We start from the raw sequence: 19,480 nt of genomic DNA on the forward strand, positions 1-19,480 counted from the left end.
GTCGGTCGAACTCAGCAGCGGCCCGATGCGGATGAACTGACGCGCGTGCGCGTCAGACGGCCCTGCCCTCAAACAACCATCATCTCGAAATCGTCCTTCGTGACGCCGCAATCCGGGCACGTCCACGTATCGGGCACATCTTCCCAACGCGTGCCCGGCGCGATGCCTTCTTCGGGCAGCCCCTTCGCTTCGTCGTAGATGAAGCCGCAGACGACGCACATCCAGGTGCGGTAGGCGGTGGCGACGGCGTCGGTCATCGGAGTCCGTAGAATGCTGTTCTGTCGAAGCCGCCATTGTCCCACCGACGGGCCGGCTTCGGAAGCGCACGCCAGGGAAACCGCATGCAAGCCGGCCTGTATCTGATCACGCCCGACGAGGCGGACACCGAACGCCTCGTGGCGCGCGTGAAGCCGCTGCTGGCATTCGCCGAACTCCTCCAATACCGCAACAAGACGGCCGATCCGGCGTTGCGCGCCGCGCAGGCCGCCGCGCTCGCGCCGTTGTGCCGCGCCGCCGGCGTCCCGTTCATCGTGAACGACGATGCGCGCCTCGCAGCCGAGGTGAAGGCCAGCGGCGTGCACCTGGGCGAGCACGACGGCACCGTCGCTGCGGCACGCGCGATCGTCGGACAAAACGCGATCATCGGCGTCTCCTGCTACGACGACCTGCAACGCGCACGCGCGGCCGCCGACGCCGATGCCGACTACATCGCCTTCGGCGCCTTTTTCCCGTCGTCGACCAAACCCAACGCGCGTCGCGCGACGCCCGCGTTGCTCGCCTCGGCAGGTGCGCTCGGGCTGCCGATGGTGGCGATCGGCGGCATCACGCCCGACAATGCGCCTCCCCTGTTGGCCGCGGGCGCGGACCTGCTGGCGGTGGTCGGCGGCGTGTTCGATGCGCCCGATCCACTCGCCGCCGCGCGCGAATTCCGGTCGCTCTTCACCGCTTCGAGGCCCTGATGGACACCCGCCGATCGCAAGACCTTTTCGCCCGCGCGCAGCAACTGATGCCCGGCGGCGTGAATTCCCCCGTGCGCGCGTTCAAGTCCGTCGGTGGCGAACCGTTCTTCGTGCAGGGTGCGACAGGCGCGTGGCTGGTGGATGTCGACGGCAATCGCTACATCGACTACGTCGGTTCCTGGGGCCCGATGATCGTGGGCCACAACCATCCCGACGTCCTCGCCGCGGTGATCGAGTCGGCGCGCAACGGCCTGAGCTTCGGCACACCGAATCCGCTCGAAGTGACGATGGCCGAAACCATCGCGCGCCTGGTGCCGAGCTGCGAAATGGTGCGCATGGTGAACTCGGGCACCGAAGCGACGCTGTCCGCGATCCGCCTGGCACGCGGCGCCACGGGCCGCGCGCGCATCGTGAAATTCGAAGGCTGCTACCACGGCCACGGCGACAGTTTCCTCGTGAAAGCCGGCAGCGGCGCGCTCACCTTCGGCGTGCCGACATCGCCCGGCGTTCCGAAGGCGCTCGCCGACCTCACGCTCACGCTGCCGTACAACGATTTCGACGCAGCGACCGCGCTGTTCGACGAAACCGGCGACGACATCGCGGGCCTGATCATCGAACCGGTCGTCGGCAACGCCAATTGCCTTCCGCCGCGCGAAGGGTATCTGCAGCACCTGCGCGCCCTGTGCTCGCGCCATGGCGCGCTGCTGATCTTCGACGAAGTGATGACCGGTTTCCGCGTGGCGCTCGGCGGCGCACAACAACGTTACGGCGTGGCGCCCGACCTGAGCACATTCGGCAAGATCATCGGCGGCGGCATGCCTGTCGGCGCCTACGGTGGCCGCGCGGAATTGATGCGGCAAATCGCACCCGCCGGTCCGATCTACCAGGCGGGCACGCTGAGCGGCAATCCGGTCGCGATGGCCGCGGGCCTGAAGATGCTGGAACTGATCCAGGCACCGGGCTTCCACGCTGTGCTTGAAGCCAAGACCAACGCACTGTGCGACGGATTGGAAGACGCGGCGCGCGACGCCGGCGTGCCTTTCACCACGCAACGCGTCGGCGCGATGTTCGGCTTGTTCTTTACCAAAGAGAAAGTCGACACATACGCACAAGCCATCGCCTGCGATACCGCCGCATTCAATCGCTTCTTCCACGCAATGCTGGAGCGCGGCGTCTACCTGGCGCCCTCGGCATTCGAAGCGGGCTTCATGTCGAGCGCGCACGACGACGCCATCATCGACGTCACCATCAAAGCCGCGCGCGCGGCCTTCAAGACCTTGTGATCGCCGCCCCGCCGTCGCTGGTGCTGTTCGACCTCGACGGCGTGCTCGTGTCCTACTCGCACAAGATCCGCGTCGAAACACTTGGCGCCGCGATCCGCCGCGCGCCGGACGTCGTGTTCTCCGCGTTGTTCGACACCGGAATCGAACCGCAATACGACGCGGGCCTGATCGACGACGCAACTTATCTGGCCGCGTTGTCCGACGCTTTAGGCTGCACGGTCGCGCTGCCGCAGTGGATCGCGGCGCGCAGCGCGTCGATGCAATGCGAACGCGCGACCTGCACGCGCATCGCCGCGCTCGCCGGCCGCGCGGAGGTCGCCGTTCTCACGAACAACGGCCCGCTGGTGCTCGATTCGTTGCCGGGGCATTTGACCGACGTCATCCCGCGCGAACGCATCTTCTGCAGCAACGTCCTGGGCGTCGCGAAACCCGCGCCGATCGCTTTCCTGCGCGTCGTCGAAACACTCGGCCATGCGCCGAATGCGACCTTGTTCCTGGACGACAACTTCGCGAACGTCCAAGGCGCACGCAGCGCCGGCCTGCAATCCGAGCAGGTCCACGCACCCGGCGAAATCGCCGGCATCCTGCGCGATTACGGGCTGGACTGACTTACCAGGCGCCGGTGTTGGGCATTGACGCCCATGGTTCGGCCGGCGGCAGATGCCCGTCCTGCAATAGCTCGATGGAAACCTTGTCCGGCGATCTCACGAACGCCATGTGCCCATCGCGCGGCGGGCGGTGGATGGTGTAGCCCATCGCCTGCAGGCGTTTGCACGTCGCGTAGATGTCGGGCACGCGGAAGGCGAGATGTCCGAAATTGCGCGCGCTCCCGTAATCCTCGTCCGAGCCCCAGTTGTACGTGAGTTCGATTTCGGCGTTCGGGGTTTCATCGGCGGCCAGGAACACCAGCGTGTACTTGCCCGCTTCGTTCTCCATGCGGCGCGTTTCACGCAGGCCGAGGCCTTCGACGAAGAAGCGCAGCGTCGCGTCGAGGTCGTGGACGCGGATCATCGTGTGCAGGTATTTCACAGGAACAAATCCGGCAACGGGGTTTGTGAAGGATCGACGGCGTAACGCGAGAAGTCGGTGACGCCGGCTTCGCGCAGCACGTCTTCGTCGAGCAAGAAGCGGCCGTGGAAACCGCGCGCCTCGCGCACGAGCACCGCATGCGCCGCGTCGGCGACGATTTCCGGCGTGCGGCAACGCGCCACGTCGATGCCCGGGATCATGTTGAGCGCATCGGTGCCGATGATCGTCCGCGGCCACAGCGCGTTGACGGCGACGCCCTGCGGGCCGAACTCCGCGGCCAGCCCGATCGTCACGAAGCTCATGCCCATCTTCGCCAGCGTGTAACCGGTGTGYGGGCCCCACCATTTCGGATCCAGGCTCGGCGGTGGCGCGAGGGTGAGGATGTGCGGGTTGGCGGACTTCGCAAGGTGCGGCAGGCAAGCCTGCGCGCACAGGAAGGTGCCGCGCGCGTTGACTTGCTGCATCAGGTCGAAGCGCTTCATCGGCGTATCGAGCGTGCCGCGCAACCAGATCGCGCTCGCGTTGTTCACGAGGATGTCGATGCCGCCGAAGGCCTCCACCGTCGCGGCGACGGCCGCGTGCACCTGGTCTTCTTCGCGAATGTCGCAACGCAGGGCCAGGCCCTTGCCGCCCAGCGCGTCGATTTCCGCCGCGGCGGTGTGGATCGTGCCCGGCAACTTCGGATTGGGGACGGTGGACTTCGCGGCGATCGCGACGTTCGCCCCGTCGGCCGCCGCGCGGCGCGCGATGGCAAGCCCGATTCCGCGCGAAGCGCCGGTGATGAAGAGCGTCTTTCCTGCGAGCGTGCCCATGTCGTCACTGCTGCGTTCTGGAACCGTCATTGTGCTCCCTATAATCGGCCCATGCCCACCCACTGGCTCGACGCCACCATCGCCTGGATCACCGCGCACCCGCGCGCGGCAGGGCTGTTGATTTTCGCGATCGCCTTCTGCGACGCGCTGGCGGTCATCGGCATCGTGGTGCCGGCCTCGCCCTTGCTGTTCGCGGTGGGCACCATGGTCGGGCTGGGACATATCGACGGCATCTATGCGATCACGTGCGCCTCGGCCGGCGCATTCGCCGGCGATGCGCTGAGCTTCTGGATCGGGCATCGCTACGGCCCGCAGATGCGCGGGCTGTGGTTGTTCCGGCGCTATCCGCAATTGCTCGACCGCGGCGAGCGCGTGTTCCGCCGCCACGGCAGCAAGGGCATCGTGATCGCACGTTTCGTCGGCGCGGTGCGGCCCTTCGTGCCGGCGATCGCGGGCATGCTGCACATGCCCTTGCGCCGCTACGTGCCGATGAGCGTGCTCGCGGCGGTGTTGTGGGCGCTCGCGTATCTCGCGCCGGGCTGGATCTTCGGCAAGTCCTACGAAGCCGTGGCGGCGGTCGCCGACCGGCTCGCACTCGTGGTGCTCGCACTCATCGCCGCGCTGCTGCTCGTCTGGGCCGTCGTGTTGTACACGTGGCGCTGGTTTTCGCGCCACGCCGATCGCCTGCTCGCGCGCGCGTTGAAGTGGACGAGCGCGCATCCGCACCTGGGCCGTTATGCAGGCGCGTTGATCAACCCCAATCGGCCCGAATCGGCGTCGCTGCTGATCCTCGCCGTGTGGCTGTTCGCGATCGCCTGGGCGTGGGGCGCGTTGCTCACGCTGCTCTGGGCGCGCGGCGGGCCGCTGCTGCTCGACCACAGCGTGCGCGAGGCGATGGCCGCGCTGCGCAATCCGCTGGCCGACCGCATGATGGCCGCGCTCGACACGCTCGGCGATGCGATCGTGCTCGGGCCCGCCGCCATCGCGGCGTTGTTGTGGTTGCTGTTCCGCAGGCGCTGGATCGCGGCGGCGCACTGGGTGGCGGCGCTCGCATTCGGTTTCGCGCTCACCGCGGGCCTGGCGTGGCTGTTGCCGGCCGATGCGCAGGGCGCCGCGTTCGGCGTGCCTTCGGTCGAAGTCACGATGGCGACGATCACCTTCGGTTTCCTCGCCGTGCTGATCGCGCGCGAATTGCCGGGCCGCGATCGCCAGTGGCCTTACATGATCGGCGGTGCGATCACCACGCTGCTCGGCTTCGCCGAGTTGTACCTCGGTGCGCATTGGCTGAGCGACGTCATTGGCGGGATGTTGTTCGGCATCGTCTGGGTGTTGGTGCTGGGCATCGCCTATCGGCGCCACGTCGCGCGTTCGTTCTGGATGCGGCCGCTCGCTCTGGCCTTCTACGGCGTGTTCGCGATCGCGGCGCTGTGGCACGCGCCGCGTAGCATCGAGGCGACGCTCGCCGAACACGCGCCCGCGCCGCCACCGCGCACGCTCGCGCTCGAAACGTGGTGGACGTCGGCCTGGTCGCAGTTGCCTGCGCAGCGCACCGAAACCGATCCGCTGCGACGTTGGGCGCTGGATCTCCAGTACGCCGGTTCGGCGGGCGCCTTGCAGCGGCGTCTGGAATCGCGCGGCTGGCGCGTGCAACCGCAGGCGGGCTGGATCGCGACGCTCGGCCTGCTCGATGACGACAAGTCGCCCGCGCATCAACCGGTGCTGCCCGCGACGCTCGACGGACGCCCCGAAGCCTTGCTGCTGCGTCGCGCACTCGGCCCGAACGATGCGCTCGTGCTGCGCCTGTGGCTGGCGCCGGAACAACTGCAGGGCGCGACGCCGTTGTGGATCGGCGCGACGCAGCAACTGCATTATTCGCGGCCGCTCAAGTTCTTCGGGCTGTGGCGCCCCGTCGCCGATGGCGGCGCGTCGCACGCGCAGCTGGTGCAGGATCTTGCCGGTTTCCCGCAGCAATCCTCGCTTCACCCGGGAAGCGACCTGCCCGTGTTGCGCGTGCGCGAACGCTGATCAGCGGATCAACTGATCCAGCGCAACATCCAGTCCAGGCGCGCGTGCGGGTCGTCCATCTGCAACAACGCCTGGCGCTGCGATTCCTGCAACGGAAGCAATTCGGCGAGGCGCCAGCCGACCCACGAGGCTTCGTCCATGCGCGCCGGCGGCGGGTTGGCGTATTCGCCGCCGACCTGTTCGAGGATGCGTTCGAGGATCAGGCCCATCGTCGCGTGCTCGGGGTGCAGCTCGTCGTCGGGATCGAACTCGCACCACTCCACGTCGGCGAGCAGCAAACCGTTGTCGCGCACGTGCGTGGTGCCGACGCGGAACCGCCGCCCGCCACGAATGCGCAAATGCAGCAGGCCGTCGTCGCCCGTGCTGAAATCCTCGATGCGCGCCTGCGTGCCGAACTTCGCCGGCGTCGCCGGTGCGCCGACTTCATCGCCGATCAGGATCAGGCAGACGCCGAAGCCGCGCGATTCGCGCGTGCATTCGCGCACGAGATCCAGATAGCGACGTTCGAAGACGCGCAGCGAGAGCGACGCGCCCGGCAACAGCACGCTATGCAGCGGGAACAGTCCGAGCGTCGGCGAGTTGCGCACGACGCGCGTCTCAACTGCCCGCGAGCGCGGCGAGGAAACGCCGCGGCGCGCCGTCGAATCCCCCGTTCGACATGAACACCACGTGGTCGCCGGCGCGCACGTGCGTGCGCAATGCCGCGATCAGCGTGTCGACGTCGGGCGCCGTGACGCCCTCGCCCTTCAGGCCGGCGACCACCTTGCCGGCATCCCATTGCAGTTCCGGGCGATGCAGGAAAACCACGACATTCGCGCCGTCCAGCGACGGTGCGAGCGCATCGGCATGCGCACCCAGGCGCATCGAATTGCTGCGCGGCTCCATCGCCACCACGATGCGCGCGTCCCCGACGCGTGCCCGCAGGCCCGCGAGCGTGGTCGCGATCGCGGTCGGATGGTGCGCGAAATCGTCGTACACAGTGATATCGCGTGCATCGCCGATGACTTCCATCCGGCGCTTCACGCTGCGGAAGCGCGCGAGCGAAGCGAGGACCGTCGATACATCGATGCCGACCGCATTCACCGCCGCCAGTGCGGCCAGCGCGTTCATCACGTTGTGGCGGCCGAGCAAGGGCCATTGCACGTCGCCGATCTCGCGACCGTTGTGCACGACGGTGAAGTGGCTGCCGTCGTCGGCGCGCAACTTCGCGCTCCAGTCGAATGCATCGCCGTCCAGGCCGAAGGTTTCCACCGGCGTCCAGCAGCCCATTTCCAGCACTTGCGTGAGGTGCTTGTCTTCGCCGTTGACGATCAGGCGTCCGCGACGCGGCACCGTGCGCACGAGATGGTGGAACTGGCGCTGGATGGCCGCGACATCGGGAAAGATGTCCGCGTGGTCGAATTCGAGATTGTTGAGGATCGCGACCGTCGGCTTGTAGTGCACGAACTTCGAACGCTTGTCGAAAAACGCCGTGTCGTATTCGTCGGCTTCGACCACGAATTCGCGGCCCGTTCCCACGCGCGCGGACACCCCGAAATCCTCCGCCACGCCGCCAATCAGGAAGCCCGGTGCGCGGCCCGCGTTTTCGAGCAGCCAGGTGAGGATGGTGGTCGTGGTCGTCTTGCCGTGCGTGCCGGCCACGGCGAGCGTTTCGCGGCCGGGCAACACGCGTTCGCTCAACCACTGCGCGCCGGAGATGTAGCGGCGGCCTTCGTCGAGCACCTGCTCGACCGCGGGATTCCCGCGCGAAAGCGCATTGCCGACGATGATCTCGTCGCAATCGTCGGAAATGTGTTCGGGCGCATACCCCTGGCGCAACGCGATGCCGAGTTGCTCGAGCTGCGTGGACATCGGCGGATACACCGCCTGGTCGCTGCCTTCGACCTCATGGCCGAGCTCGCGCGCGAGCGCGGCCACGCCGCCCATGAACGTACCGGCGATGCCGAGGATATGTATTTTCAAGGGCAAGGAACTTCCAAAACGACTCCCGTGCGGGGCTCAGCCCACTTCCTTGACCGGCGCGATCGCCTCGAGGATGCGGGTGAACACCGCGTCCAGCGAACCCACGCCGTCGACGACGGTGAGCTGCCCGTGCTGGCGGTAGTAGTCGATCACCGGTGCGGTGGAGGCGGTGTAGACCTCCAGGCGCTTGCGCACCGCCTCGGGGCTGTCGTCGGCGCGGCCTTCGGCCTTCGCGCGGCCGGCGATGCGCTCGACCAGCATTTCGGTCGGGCATTCCAGCTGCACCGCGTAATCGAAGGGCGCCTTCAGGCGGCCGAGCAAGGCATCGAGCGCGTCGGCCTGCGCAAGGTTGCGCGGATAGCCGTCGAGGATGAAACCGTTGCGCGTGTCGGGCCGCGAGAAGCGGTCCTCGAGCATGCCGAGCAGGATCGCGTCGGAGACCAACTCGCCGCGCGCCATCACTTCCTTCGCTTCCAGGCCGAGCGGACTGCCGGCCGCCACTTCGGCGCGCAACAGGTCGCCGGTCGAAATATGCGGCACCTGCAGGTGCTCTTTCAGGCGGGTCGCCTGCGTGCCCTTGCCCGAACCGGGCGCGCCCAACAAGACCAATCGCATCCAGGACTCCCGAGAAAGCCATTCCATGTCGGCCGCGACGCGTTGACAGGGGGCGGCGCTACACTCGCCCGCCCACTCCCACGCATGCCGCCGTTTCGTCGGGCACTTTACCCCAACCCGACCCCGGCCCACGACCTCACATGGCCAACGGAACCCTGCTGTACGCCCAGTCGGGCGGCGTCACCGCCGTCATCAACGCCACCGCGTCGGCCGTCATCACGGCCGCCCGCGCCCGCAAGGTGAAGGTGCTGGCCGCGCGCAACGGCATCCTCGGCGCATTGCGCGAGGACCTGATCGACACCTCGAAGGAGCCGCTGTCGGCCATTCGCGCCCTCGCCCACACGCCCGGCGGCGCGTTCGGCTCCTGCCGCGTGAAGCTCAAATCGCTGGAAGCCGACCGTGCGCGCTATGCGCGCTTGCTGGAGGTCTTCAAGGCGCACGACGTGCGCTGGTTCCTCTACAACGGCGGCAACGATTCGGCGGACACCGCGCTGAAGGTCTCGCGGCTCGCCGAGGAATTCGGATATCCGCTGACCTGTATCGGCGTGCCCAAGACGATCGACAACGACCTGGCGGTCACCGATTGCTGCCCGGGCTTCGGTTCGGCCGCCAAGTACACGGCCGTTTCGATCCGCGAATGCGCGCTGGATGTCGCCGCCATGGCCGACACCTCCACGAAGGTCTTCGTGTACGAAGCGATGGGCCGCCACGCCGGCTGGCTCGCCGCCGCCGCGGGCCTGGCCGGCCAGGGGCCGAACGAAGCGCCGCACATCATCCTGTTCCCCGAGCGCCCGTTCGAGGAAGCCGCCTTCTTCGCGCAAGTGAAGAAGACCGTCGAACGCGTCGGCTACTGCGTCGTCGTGGCGAGCGAAGGCATCCGCACGGCCGACGGCACGTTCGTTGCCGACGCGGGCGGTGGCAAGGATGCGTTCGGCCATACGCAGTTGGGTGGCGTCGCCTCTCACCTGGCTGCGCGAGTGAAAGACACGCTCGGCTACAAGGTGCATTGGACGTTGCCGGATTACCTGCAGCGCTCTGCGCGCCATGTCGCGTCGAAGACCGACCTCGACCAGGCGCAGGCCGTCGGCAAGGCCGCCGTCGAATACGCGCTGAAAGGCATGAACGCGATGATGCCGGTGATCCAGCGCATGGCGCAGACGCCGTATCGCTGGAAGGTCGTGCCGGCGAAGCTGGAAGACATCGCCAACCACGAAAAGACGATGCCCGCCGATTTCCTGCGCAAGGATGGCTACGGCATCACGACAGCCGCGCGTCGTTACCTCGAACCGCTGATCCGCGGCGAAGCGCCGCCGCCGTATGGGCGCGATGGTTTGCCGAAGTACGTCGTGCTGAAGAACGTCGCGGTGAAGAAGCAGTTGCCGGCGTTCGAAGGCTGACTGGCGGCACAACGCGGGGCGTGCATCGGACCACGTTCGGTGCGGTCCCCGACGGCGTTCACACGGCACCATGAATGCGCGGGGTTAGGCTCGCCACTTCCCCCGTTGACCAGGAGTCGCCCCATGTCCCATCGCATCACCAAATGCGTCATCGCCCTCGTCTTTGCGATGGTCGCGCTGCCGGCCCTCGCGCAGAAGGTCAAGATCGAGAACCAGGGCCAGGCCGCGGTGGACGTCGCCGCGCACGAGCTCAACGAACAGGCCGTCGAGCAGGATGTCGGCAAGGCGCCGGCAGGCAAGGCGCAGGTGATCTTCTTCCGTTCGGCCAGTTCGCCCGGCGATCCGATCGGCGTGCGCGACGCCGCGGGCGGCGTGTCGCTGATCGACCTGGAACCGGGCATGTACTTCATTTCCACCCAGTCGCCGGGCACGCGTGCCTATGCGACCGCCGACACCGGCCCGTTCTCGATGGACCTGGATGCCGGGCGCACGTACTACGTGCAGGTGATCCGCAAGCGCGGCGGTGCGGCGCAGTTGATTCGATCGAGCGCGGAGAAGTTCATGCGCGCGGGGAATGCGAACAAGTCGAGCGACGTCGCGCACTGAGGCAACCCCTCCCCGGCCCTCCCCTGCCTTCGCAGGGGAGGGAGTTGAATCACTTGCTGCAAGCTTTTCCTTCGACCGCCATCGCCACCGCGAACATCGGCACCGACGGCGTCTTCGCGCGCGCCTTGTCCGTCGCGTCCTTCAGGTAGATCCGCGAGCGCCCCTGCGCATCGAGGTCCGGCGGCGCTGCGTCCGCCGGTTTGCGCCACACGCGCACGACCGCTTCCTGCGCCGGGCACGACGCGCTCGGCACGCGGATGACGTCGTTGAAGATCCATCCGTCCTTCGTCGAAGGCTTCACCTTCGCCGCATCCACCAGGCGCGCACGCGGCTGGCAGTTGGCGCTGGTGCGCGCGAGCGTGAACTTGTACGGGTCCGCCGCCTGGCCGGTGAACAGGCCTTCGATGCGTGCGCATGCTTCGGGAATCGTGCGCAGCGTGTGCGCCTTTCCATCCGCTTGCGGCGTGGAGGCCTCGCGTTTGATTTCGGGTTTCGGGTCCTGCCCCGCGGACGCCAGGCACGGCGCGAGGGCAAGCAACAACAGGCAGGCAGGGGCGAGGCGCATCGTGGCTCCGGGAGCGTGATTCCAAGGGCGGCAGGCTGGCATGCGCGGTCTGAACACCGGCTCACGGCAACGGGCCGCGAAGCTGTGCGATAGTCGGGCCGTTGCCGCCAATTTTTACGGTTTTTGCCGCGGCGCAACAATTCCAACGCGTTCATCCGTCATCCCATTGTCGCCCCGGGGAGGGTTCATGCTGGAGCAGTACGGTTTGATCCTGGCGCTGTCTTGCGCCGTCGTCGCCATCCTGTACGGACTGTGGTCCGCTTCATGGATCAACTCTCGCCCCGCCGGCAATGAGCGCATGCAGGAGATCGCCGGCGCGATCCAGGAAGGCGCACGCGCTTACCTCAATCGGCAGTACATGACGATCGCGATGGCGGGCGTCGTGCTCTTCGTCCTCATCGGTTTCTTCCTCGGCTGGCATACCGCGATCGGCTTCCTGATTGGCGCGGTGCTGTCGGGTGCGGCGGGCTACATCGGCATGAACGTGTCGGTGCGCGCCAACGTCCGCACCGCCGAAGCCGCACGCAGCGGCATCGGCCCGGCGATGGACGTCGCGTTCCGCGGCGGTGCGATCACCGGCATGCTCGTCGTCGGCCTCGGCCTGCTCGGCGTCGCTGGTTACTACATGATCCTGCTGCAGATGGGCCTGCCGGAAGAACGCGCGCTGCATGCGCTCGTCGGCCTGGCCTTCGGCGCTTCGCTGATCTCGATCTTCGCGCGCCTCGGCGGCGGCATCTTCACCAAGGGCGCGGATGTCGGCGCCGACCTGGTGGGCAAGGTCGAAGCGGGCATTCCCGAAGACGACCCGCGCAACCCGGCGGTCATCGCCGACAACGTCGGCGACAACGTCGGCGACTGCGCGGGCATGGCGGCCGACCTGTTCGAAACCTACGCGGTCACCATCATCGCGACGATGCTCCTCGGCGGCCTGATGGCCGCCGGCGCCGGCAAGCACGCGGTGCTGTATCCGCTGGTGCTCGGTGGCGTGTCGATCCTCGCGTCGATCATCGGCGCGTTCTTCGTCAAGGTGAAGGCCGGCGGTTCGATCATGGGCGCGCTGTATCGCGGCGTGATCGTCTCGGCCGTGCTCGCGGCCATCGCGTTCTACCCGATCACGCAGCGGCTGATGGTCGATTTCCCGCAGGGTTCGATGAACCTGTACTTCTGCGCGCTCATCGGCCTGGTACTCACCGGCGCGATCGTGTGGATCACCGAGTACTACACCGGCACGCAGTACAAGCCGGTGCGCCACGTCGCGCAAGCCTCGACCACCGGCCACGGCACCAACATCATCGCGGGCCTGGGCGTGTCGATGAAGTCGACCGCCATGCCGGTCATCGCGGTGTGCGCGGCGATCTGGCTGGCATTCCACTTCGGTGGCCTGTACGGCATCGCGATCGCCGCGACGTCGATGTTGTCGATGGCGGGCATGATCGTCGCGCTCGACGCCTACGGCCCGATCACCGACAACGCCGGCGGCATCGCCGAGATGGCCGAGCTTCCGCCGGAAGTGCGCGCGGTGACCGATCCGCTCGACGCGGTGGGCAACACGACCAAGGCCGTGACGAAGGGTTATGCGATCGGTTCGGCCGCGCTCGCCGCGCTCGTGCTGTTCGCCGACTACACGCACAACCTCAACATCGTCGGTGCCGCGAAGGCCGCGGCGGCGGGCGTGACGACGCCGTTCGAGGGCATCCGCTTCGACCTGTCCGACCACGAGGTGGTCATCGGCCTGCTGATCGGTGGCCTGATCCCCTACCTGTTCGGCGCGATGGCGATGGAAGCCGTCGGCCGTGCGGCCGGTGCAGTGGTGGAGGAAGTGCGCCGCCAGTTCCGCGACATCCCCGGTATCATGCAGGGCACGGGCAAGCCGCAGTACGACAAGGCGGTGGACATGCTGACGAAGTCGGCGATCAAGGAAATGATCGTGCCTTCGCTGCTGCCCGTCGCGGTGCCCGTCGTCGTGGGCCTGCTGCTCGGCCCGAAGGCGCTGGGCGGCGTGTTGATCGGCACGATCGTCACCGGCCTGTTCGTCGCCATCTCGATGACCACCGGCGGCGGCGCGTGGGACAACGCGAAGAAGTACATCGAGGACGGCCACTTCGGTGGCAAGGGCTCCGAGGCGCACAAGGCCGCGGTGACCGGCGACACCGTCGGCGATCCCTACAAGGACACCGCCGGCCCGGCCGTCAATCCGCTGATCAAGATCATCAACATCGTCGCGCTGCTGCTGGTGCCGTTGCTCCACTGACGGCAAGCACGCGTGCGACACGGAACGGCGGCCCCAGGGCCGCCGTTTTGTTTTGCGCGATCAGTTCTTCGCGGCCATCAGGTCGATCTTGTCGATCGTCGGCGGCTTTGCGAGCAGGCGATCGGCGTTGTCCATCAACGCCTTCGCGATCTGGCCCTGCAGGTGCGCTTCGCGCCCGTGTTCGTCTTCGAAGGTATCGAAGATGCCGAACGAAGTCGGCCCCGAGCGGAACGCATACCACGTGCGCGTTTCATGTTCGCCCTGCGCGATCGGCAACGCCCCCGCGAGCAAGGTCGCCACCTCGCGTTCCATGCCGGGCTTGGCCTCGAGCTTGGCGAGCAAACCGTACTTCAGCATGGTCGGAACTCCGGCGTTGGGAGTTCCGACGCTAGCAGGCGATGCGTTCGTTCCGTGTCGAACGTCAGATCACCGCACTCAGCAGCACGAGGAAACCGACGAGAGCCAGGCCCGCATGCAGGAGGACGACGCCCTTGGGCGGGATCGCCTTCTTCAGGTGCAGCGAGGCGAGGTAGAAGCCGCCAAGCGCGGCGACGACGAGCAGCCCCAGTGCGCCGACGATGCGCCCGCCCGCCGAGCCCTGCACGACCTGCAGGATCAACAGCACCAAGCCGGAGGCGCCGAGCAACGCATGCAAGACCGAGAGCGACCAGGGCGCCAGATGTCCGCGGAGGACGTTGGCGGCAAGAATGAGACCACCGAGCGCGCCGATGGCGAAGACGATGAGAGCGTAGGTCGTGAGCATTGGTATTCCCCTTGGTTGAAAAAAGTCAGTCGCGCAGGCGCGCGCCGATCCGTTCGAGTACGCCGTTGGTCATGCGGTCGCAACGCGCGCCGAGGAACGGGAACGCATCGGTCATCGTCGTGGCGAGCCGGTCGTGCAGCGCGGTGCGCAGCATCCTGCGCGCCCGGTGCAGGCGCGTCTTCACCGTTTCGGGCTTGAGGCCCAGGCTGGTCGCGGTGTCCTCGACGCTGCATTCCTCGATCTCGCGCATCACGAACACCAGGCGGAACGGCTCGGGCAACTCGTCCACCGCCTGTTCGAGCAGGCGGCGGATTTCGCTGCGCGCCGCGCTCGCCGCGGGGTCTTCGCTTCCGAAACGCGAGGGGAATGCGATCACGCGCCCTCCTTGCTGCAGTGCTTCGACGGTGTCGAACTCGACCGTGGGCTTGCGCGCGCGCAAGCGGCCGTTGGCTTCGTTGAGGACGATGCGGGTGAGCCAGGTGGCCAGGGACGACTCCCCGCGAAAGTTGCCCAGGTGTTCGAAAGCGGCGACATAGGCGGCCTGGACCACGTCCTCGGCTTCGGCGTCCTCGTGCACCACGCCGCGCGCGATCCGGAACAGCCGCCGGTTGCAGCGCTGCATGATCTCGCGGAACGCCTCGCGCCGGCCTGCGCGCGCCAACGCCACCAGGGTGGCGTCGTCGAGCTTGCCGAAATCGACCAGGGGGCCGTGATCCTGCGGAACCATGTGGTTTCTCCCGTCCTTTCCCATCCGATGCGCCGGAAGGCGGGAGGTTCCCGCCTATAATCCGCGCGGTTTTCCCCTCCCCCTTCCCCTCCCTTCCCCCCAGCCGGCCCCGCACGGGCCGCGCCAGCACGTCGGAGCAACATAGCAATGGGCCTGGACCTCGTCCCCACCGGCAAGAACCCGCCGGACGAAATCAACGTCATCATCGAGATCCCGAAGGACGCCGAACCGGTGAAGTACGAGGTCGACAAGGCCTCCGGCGCCATCTTCGTCGATCGCGTGCTGTCCACGCCGATGCGCTATCCCTGCAATTACGGCTACGTCCCCCACACCCTGTGCGGCGACGGCGACCCGGCCGACGTGCTGGTGTTGATGCCCCTGCAGCTGATCCCCGGTTCGGTCATCCGCGTGCGCCCGGTCGGCGTGCTGCGCATGCAGGACGAAGCCGGCAACGACGAGAAGATCCTCGCCGTCCCGGTCACCAAGGTGTATCCGGGTTACGCCCACATCGAAGGCCTGGACGACGTGCCGCAGCACTGGCGCGACCGCATCGCGTACTTCTTCGAGCACTACAAGGACCTGGAACAGGGCAAGTGGGTGAAGCTCGAGGGCTGGGGCGACACGGCCGAAGCCAAGCAGATCATCGTCGAGGCGATCGCGCGCTACAACGAAAGCGAAGAGAAGCCGAATTTTTAAGCGAAGACGAAGGGCGCCCCGGCGCCCTTCTTCATTTTTGCTGCTGGATGATCGTCAAACCGATCAGGCGCGAGACCACCGTCGCGATGTAACCCACGCCTGCGATCTGCTCGAGCATCGTCAACACGCGCGCCGGTGCCGTAACTGGAAGCACGTCGCCCAGGCCCGTCGCCGACAGATTGCTGATGCTGAAGAACAGCAACTCCAGCCACGTGCGTTCGCGATCGGGTTCGATGCCGGTGAAGCTGCCCGGATACCACGCCTGGCAGACGAAGTACGCGTAGGCGAATCCCCACGCGATCAAGGTGAAGGTCGCGCCCGCGGCGAACAATTCGTCCGAGGACACGCGCGTGTCGCGCATCATGTAGAGGATCAGGCCGCCCGCCGCGTAGAAATACAGCAGGGCTTCGAGCGACGCGGCCAGTGGCAGCAGGTGCATGTCGTCGAACCAGCAGATCCAGAGGGTCAGCAGCAACGAGGGCACCGCCAACAACCACGCCAGGATGTTGAGCGCGGGGCCCCGGCTCACGGTCCACACCGCGAGCGGGACGATGACCACCGCCACGCCCCCGAACAGCATGCGCCCCTCGTTGCTGTTGTCCATCAGGGGATACAGCAACAGGCTCAGCAACTGCGCCGCCAGCAGGAAGGCGGACGGGTGGCGGCGCGCGAGCATGCGCCAGAGCGAAAAGCGGAGGACCTCGTGCATCGGGCGATCTTAGCGGCTCGCGTGAACGCCGCGTATTGCCCGAAGGGTCATTCGGGCCGGTAGACCTGCGCGCCTTGCGCGAGGAATTCTCCCGCCTTCTCCGCCATGCCCGCCTCGATGGCCTGCGCTTCGTCCACGCCGTGTTCGGCGGCGTAGTCGCGCACGTCCTGCGTGATCTTCATCGAGCAGAAGTGCGGGCCGCACATCGAACAGAAATGCGCGAGCTTGTGCGCGTCCTTCGGCAGCGTTTCGTCGTGGAAGGCCTTCGCTTTTTCCGGATCCAATCCGAGATGGAACTGGTCTTCCCAGCGAAACTCGAAGCGCGCCTTCGACAACGCGTTGTCGCGCACCTGCGCACCCGGATGCCCCTTGGCGAGGTCGGCTGCATGCGCGGCGATCTTGTACGCCATGATGCCGTCGCGCACGTCGTCGCGATCGGGCAGTCCCAGGTGTTCCTTGGGCGTGACGTAGCAGAGCATCGCCGTGCCGAACCAACCGATCATCGCCGCGCCGATCGCGCTGGTGATGTGGTCGTAGCCCGGCGCGATGTCGGTCGTCAGCGGGCCGAGCGTATAGAACGGCGCTTCGCCGCATTCGGCGAGCTGCTTGTCCATGTTCTCCTTGATCAACTGCATCGGCACGTGGCCGGGGCCTTCGATCATGGTCTGCACGTCGTGCTTCCACGCGATCTTGGTCAGCTCGCCGAGCGCTTCGAGTTCGCCGAACTGCGCGGCGTCGTTCGCATCGGCGATGCAACCCGGGCGCAGGCCATCGCCCAACGAGAAGGCGACGTCGTAGGCCTTCATGATTTCGCAGATGTCTTCGAAGTGCGTGTAGAGGAAGTTCTCGCGATGGTGCGCAAGGCACCACTTGGCCATGATCGAACCACCGCGCGAGACGATGCCCGTCACGCGCTTGGCCGTCAGCGGCACGTGGCGCAGCAGCACGCCGGCGTGGATGGTGAAGTAATCCACGCCCTGTTCGGCCTGCTCGATGAGCGTGTCGCGGAACATTTCCCACGTGAGCTCTTCGGCGCGGCCGTCGACTTTCTCCAGCGCCTGGTAGATCGGCACCGTGCCGATCGGCACCGGCGAGTTGCGCACGATCCATTCGCGCGTCTCGTGGATGTGCTTGCCGGTGGACAGGTCCATCACCGTGTCGCCGCCCCAGCGGATCGCCCACACGAGCTTCTCGACTTCTTCGGCGATGCCCGAGGACACCGCGCTGTTGCCGATGTTGGCGTTGATCTTGGTGAGGAAGTTGCGGCCGATGATCATCGGCTCGCTTTCGGGGTGGTTGATGTTGTTGGGCAGGATCGCGCGGCCGCGCGCGATTTCATCGCGCACGAATTCCGGCGTGATGCGCGCCTGGATCGACGCGCCGAAGGCCTGGCCCTTGTGCTGCGCGAGCAGGCCGGCGTCGCGCATCATCTCCAGGCGCTGGTTTTCGCGGATGGCGACGAACTCCATTTCCGGCGTGACGATGCCGCGGCGCGCGTAATGCATCTGCGTGACGTTGGCGCCGGCGCGCGCGCGGCGCGGCAGGATGCGGCCCGGGAAGCGCACTGCCGACAGACGCGGATCGTGTTCGCGCGTGCGGCCGAATTCCGACGACAGCCCCGCGAGCGTTTCGGTGTCGTTGCGTCCTTCGATCCAGCGCGCGCGCAACGCGGGCAGGCCCGCGGACAAGTCGATGGCGGCTGCAGGGTCGGTGTACGGGCCCGAGGTGTCGTAGACGGTGATCGGCGGGTTGTCCTCGCCGCCGAACAGGGTCGGCGTGCGCTGCTGCGCGATCTCGCGCATCGGCACGCGCAGGTCGGCGCGCGAGCCCTCGACGAAGATCTTGCGTGAACCGGGGATCGGGCGAACGACTTCTTCGGACAACGCCTGGGCGTCGCGGATCAGATCGGAAGGCACAGCGTTCATGGGCATCGTCCAAGGGGGATTCACGGGACGAAGCGGGCGACGGACCCAGGGTCCGGCGAAGGCTCCCTACGGCGGTTTCAACCGCGTCAGGTTCGAAGGGTCTGTCTCAACCGGCATGCCGGTACCCCCGCTTCGGGGCGTATTGCACCACGACCCGCCCCGCGGGGCCACCTTCGCGTCGATAATGGCCGCTTCCCGTCTTCACACGCCGCCATGCGCGCCACTGCCACAGCTTCCGCTCCCGCCGGCGTCGGCAACATCGGCGTCGGGTTCGACCTGCTGGGCCACGCGATCGCGGGCCTGGCCGATCGCGCGACCGTGCGGCGGATCGAAGCGCGCGAAGTCCGCGTGGTCGCGGTGCGCGGCGCAGGCGATGTGTCGGCCATCCCGCTGGATACCGAGCGCAACACGGCCGGCCGCGGCGTGCGTGCGCTGCATGAAGGGCTGGCACTGCCATTCGGCTTCGAAATCGAACTCGACAAGGGCATTCCGATCGGCGCGGGCCTGGGGGGTTCGGCGGCCTCGTGCGTCGCGGCACTCATCGCCGCGAATGCCTTGCTCGACGAACCGCTGACACGCGAAGGCCTGTATCGCTTCGCGATGGAAGGCGAGTACGCCTCCAGCCGCAGCCACCAGGGCGACAACGTCGGACCGATGTTGATCGGCGGCATCGCGCTGGCGACCGCGACGCGCTTGCTGCCCTTGCATGCGCCGGATTGGTTGCATGCGGTGGTCGTGCATCCCGACCAGGTGTTGGAAACGAAGCGTTCGCGCGAAGTGCTCGTCGATCCCTTCCCGCTGTCGACCGTCGTGGCGCACGGCGCGCGCCTCGCGCAATTCCTCCTGGGGCTGGAACGCGGCGACGTCGATCTGATCCGCGATGGTTTGCAGGATGTGCTCGTCGAACCGCGACGCGCGCCGTTGGTGCCCGGCTTCGCGCAGGTGAAGGGCGCCGCGATGGCGCACGGCGCGCTGGGCTCGAGCCTCTCGGGTGCGGGGCCGAGCGTATTCGCGTGGTTCGCGTCCGAAGGCGAAGCACGCAGCGCGGCGCCGGCGATGCAGAAGGCATTCGCCGACGCCGGATTCGCGTCGCGCGCATATGTCTCTCCGGTTGCAGGACCTCGGGCCGAGGTCCTCTGACGCAACCGTTCGCGAC

The 19,480-nt window shown here is 67.2% G+C and carries 21 protein-coding genes and 1 riboswitch; of the genes, 9 read left to right on the forward strand and 12 right to left on the reverse strand.

Features of this window, described 5'->3' with window-relative positions:
* Positions 1-68: 68 nt before the first annotated feature.
* A complete protein-coding gene (locus AC1DOM_RS09290) occupies positions 69-257 on the reverse strand; it encodes a rubredoxin (protein ID WP_498962516.1) in 189 nt (62 codons plus the stop codon).
* A gap of 84 nt (positions 258-341) precedes the next feature.
* Between AC1DOM_RS09290 and thiE the strand changes: the two genes are divergently transcribed.
* The 3 genes from thiE to AC1DOM_RS09305 are packed head-to-tail and all read left to right on the forward strand — an operon-like array spanning position 342 to position 2,850.
* Positions 342-959 carry a thiamine phosphate synthase gene (gene thiE / locus AC1DOM_RS09295; RefSeq protein ID WP_498962518.1) on the forward strand — a complete coding sequence of 206 codons (618 nt, stop codon included), beginning with the start codon at positions 342-344 and terminating at the stop codon, positions 957-959.
* A complete protein-coding gene (gene hemL / locus AC1DOM_RS09300) occupies positions 959-2,242 on the forward strand; it encodes a glutamate-1-semialdehyde 2,1-aminomutase (protein WP_498962520.1) in 1,284 nt (427 codons plus the stop codon). Before thiE ends, hemL begins: the two co-directional genes overlap by 1 nt.
* Positions 2,239-2,850, forward strand: coding sequence for an HAD-IA family hydrolase (locus tag AC1DOM_RS09305; RefSeq protein ID WP_498962522.1), 612 nt, complete (start codon positions 2,239-2,241; stop codon positions 2,848-2,850). The genes hemL and AC1DOM_RS09305 overlap by 4 nt, the downstream gene beginning before the upstream one ends.
* Before the next feature lies 1 nt (position 2,851).
* On the opposite strand, the gene AC1DOM_RS09310 is transcribed toward AC1DOM_RS09305, so the two are convergent.
* A complete protein-coding gene (locus AC1DOM_RS09310; protein ID WP_498962524.1) occupies positions 2,852-3,271 on the reverse strand; it encodes a VOC family protein in 420 nt (139 codons plus the stop codon).
* Positions 3,268-4,083, reverse strand: coding sequence for an SDR family oxidoreductase (locus tag AC1DOM_RS09315; RefSeq protein ID WP_498962526.1), 816 nt, complete (start codon positions 4,081-4,083; stop codon positions 3,268-3,270). The genes AC1DOM_RS09310 and AC1DOM_RS09315 overlap by 4 nt, the downstream gene beginning before the upstream one ends.
* A 51-nt stretch (positions 4,084-4,134) precedes the next feature.
* Between AC1DOM_RS09315 and AC1DOM_RS09320 the strand changes: the two genes are divergently transcribed.
* Positions 4,135-6,108: a bifunctional DedA family/phosphatase PAP2 family protein gene (locus AC1DOM_RS09320; protein WP_498962528.1), complete on the forward strand. Its 1,974-nt coding sequence runs from the start codon at positions 4,135-4,137 to the stop codon at positions 6,106-6,108.
* Between the two features lie 8 nt (positions 6,109-6,116).
* Here AC1DOM_RS09320 and AC1DOM_RS09325 read toward each other — a convergent pair whose 3' ends face one another.
* Genes AC1DOM_RS09325 through AC1DOM_RS09335 form a run of 3 tightly spaced genes read right to left on the reverse strand, consistent with a single transcriptional unit; the run spans position 6,117 to position 8,685 of the window.
* Entirely contained in the window at positions 6,117-6,695 is a 579-nt protein-coding gene (locus AC1DOM_RS09325; RefSeq protein WP_498962530.1) for an LON peptidase substrate-binding domain-containing protein, read from the reverse strand.
* Positions 6,696-6,705: 10 nt separating this feature from the next.
* Positions 6,706-8,076, reverse strand: coding sequence for a UDP-N-acetylmuramate:L-alanyl-gamma-D-glutamyl-meso-diaminopimelate ligase (mpl, locus tag AC1DOM_RS09330; protein ID WP_498962532.1), 1,371 nt, complete (start codon positions 8,074-8,076; stop codon positions 6,706-6,708).
* A gap of 30 nt (positions 8,077-8,106) precedes the next feature.
* Complete coding sequence (locus AC1DOM_RS09335; protein ID WP_498962534.1) at positions 8,107-8,685, reverse strand: adenylate kinase; 579 nt, start codon at positions 8,683-8,685, stop codon at positions 8,107-8,109.
* Positions 8,686-8,825: 140 nt separating this feature from the next.
* Here AC1DOM_RS09335 and AC1DOM_RS09340 point away from each other — a divergent pair, with 140 nt between their 5' ends.
* A complete protein-coding gene (locus tag AC1DOM_RS09340) occupies positions 8,826-10,082 on the forward strand; it encodes a 6-phosphofructokinase (protein WP_498962536.1) in 1,257 nt (418 codons plus the stop codon).
* 123 nt (positions 10,083-10,205) lie between these two features.
* On the forward strand, positions 10,206-10,688 hold the full coding sequence (locus tag AC1DOM_RS09345; RefSeq protein WP_498963017.1) for a hypothetical protein: 483 nt from the start codon (positions 10,206-10,208) through the stop codon (positions 10,686-10,688).
* 49 nt (positions 10,689-10,737) lie between these two features.
* Here AC1DOM_RS09345 and AC1DOM_RS09350 read toward each other — a convergent pair whose 3' ends face one another.
* Complete coding sequence (locus tag AC1DOM_RS09350) at positions 10,738-11,295, reverse strand: hypothetical protein (RefSeq protein ID WP_498962538.1); 558 nt, start codon at positions 11,293-11,295, stop codon at positions 10,738-10,740.
* 145 nt (positions 11,296-11,440) lie between these two features.
* On the opposite strand from AC1DOM_RS09350, the gene AC1DOM_RS09355 reads away from it, so the two are divergent.
* The gene (locus tag AC1DOM_RS09355) at positions 11,441-13,504 is read left to right on the forward strand and encodes a sodium-translocating pyrophosphatase (protein WP_498962540.1); all 2,064 of its coding nucleotides are present in this window, start codon (positions 11,441-11,443) and stop codon (positions 13,502-13,504) included.
* A gap of 60 nt (positions 13,505-13,564) precedes the next feature.
* On the opposite strand, the gene AC1DOM_RS09360 is transcribed toward AC1DOM_RS09355, so the two are convergent.
* The 3 genes from AC1DOM_RS09360 to AC1DOM_RS09370 all read right to left on the reverse strand — a co-directional run bounded on the left by AC1DOM_RS09360 (position 13,565) and on the right by AC1DOM_RS09370 (position 14,994).
* Positions 13,565-13,861 (reverse strand): putative quinol monooxygenase, encoded by a 297-nt coding sequence (locus tag AC1DOM_RS09360; protein WP_498962542.1) that lies wholly within the window; start codon positions 13,859-13,861, stop codon positions 13,565-13,567.
* A 64-nt stretch (positions 13,862-13,925) separates the two neighbouring features.
* A complete protein-coding gene (locus AC1DOM_RS09365) occupies positions 13,926-14,267 on the reverse strand; it encodes a hypothetical protein (RefSeq protein ID WP_498962544.1) in 342 nt (113 codons plus the stop codon).
* Between the two features lie 25 nt (positions 14,268-14,292).
* The gene (locus AC1DOM_RS09370) at positions 14,293-14,994 is read right to left on the reverse strand and encodes an RNA polymerase sigma factor (RefSeq protein WP_498962546.1); all 702 of its coding nucleotides are present in this window, start codon (positions 14,992-14,994) and stop codon (positions 14,293-14,295) included.
* A gap of 147 nt (positions 14,995-15,141) precedes the next feature.
* On the opposite strand from AC1DOM_RS09370, the gene ppa reads away from it, so the two are divergent.
* A complete protein-coding gene (gene ppa, locus AC1DOM_RS09375) occupies positions 15,142-15,690 on the forward strand; it encodes an inorganic diphosphatase (RefSeq protein ID WP_498962548.1) in 549 nt (182 codons plus the stop codon).
* A gap of 31 nt (positions 15,691-15,721) precedes the next feature.
* Here ppa and AC1DOM_RS09380 read toward each other — a convergent pair whose 3' ends face one another.
* On the reverse strand, positions 15,722-16,399 hold the full coding sequence (locus tag AC1DOM_RS09380; RefSeq protein WP_498962550.1) for an ion channel: 678 nt from the start codon (positions 16,397-16,399) through the stop codon (positions 15,722-15,724).
* Positions 16,400-16,446: 47 nt separating this feature from the next.
* Positions 16,447-18,324, reverse strand: a complete 1,878-nt coding sequence (gene thiC, locus AC1DOM_RS09385; RefSeq protein ID WP_498962552.1) for a phosphomethylpyrimidine synthase ThiC — start codon at positions 18,322-18,324, stop codon at positions 16,447-16,449.
* A gap of 46 nt (positions 18,325-18,370) precedes the next feature.
* Positions 18,371-18,463: riboswitch (TPP riboswitch) on the reverse strand.
* 74 nt (positions 18,464-18,537) lie between these two features.
* On the opposite strand from thiC, the gene AC1DOM_RS09390 reads away from it, so the two are divergent.
* Positions 18,538-19,464: a homoserine kinase gene (locus AC1DOM_RS09390; RefSeq protein WP_498962554.1), complete on the forward strand. Its 927-nt coding sequence runs from the start codon at positions 18,538-18,540 to the stop codon at positions 19,462-19,464.
* Positions 19,465-19,480: the final 16 nt, after the last annotated feature.

The organism is Lysobacter sp. P5_B12, from assembly GCF_056400425.1.